This window comes from Priestia sp. P5_B4 (genome assembly GCF_056400385.1).
In genome coordinates this window covers 1-717 of sequence record NZ_JBFULJ010001352.1, presented here as the reverse complement: position 1 = coordinate 717, position 717 = coordinate 1, and the positions used below count along the sequence as shown (strand labels likewise).

1 protein-coding gene is annotated in these 717 nt (G+C 31.4%); it reads right to left on the bottom strand.

What is annotated here, in order from left to right:
• Positions 1-348: 348 nt before the first annotated feature.
• Positions 349-717: SDR family NAD(P)-dependent oxidoreductase (locus AC1DRF_RS30935; RefSeq protein WP_477742693.1), on the bottom strand; the 369-nt coding region annotated here is incomplete at its 5' end.

Here is a 717-nt window from a genome sequence, read left to right as displayed (position 1 = left end):
GCACCCTTCCATTGAGTTGCTTTTATTAAGTTTCTTTACCTTATTTTTATTATTTTCACTGTCCACTTCATTTTTCTATCCTTAATATAATTCTTTTTATAAAGTTTTTATATTATTCCAATTGTCTAGGTGGAGGGAACCTTATTTTAGGATCAACCTACCACCTAAACCTTAAATACTTACAAAATTACCTTTTTATCTATTTGATACTGTTGTTTTATTTTAGAACGATCGTTCTAAAATGATTAAATTTTTTGAATCGATACTGTAAAGAAACTATGTTTATCACCCTAACGGGTTATGTTCAGTTTTTTAGTTATATATAGACCTAAAACCTTTGTTGATCCATTAAACGCCTAGTATTGGATAGATTTGATCTCTTAAATTGAAATTGTAGCTTTCATCTACAATACCTACGACTTTATCGTTGTCATAAAGTTCCATCATAAAACCAGCCATTTGCTTAGCTGTGTGATACATCGGCATAAAGTTTTTGTAATCAAATTCTTCTACATCCTGTGCAGTTTTCTCAAATTCTGTTTCCGTCACTGCTGGTGCTAAAACTTTTGCCTTCATTTTTGCACTTTTAAGCTCTAGTTCTTTTGCAAGCCCTTCTGTARATGCACTAACAAAATATTTAGATGCAGAATAGGTAATACCACCAATATAAGTTGCATATCCAAGTGCGGAGGATACATTAATTAATTGTGTTCCCTC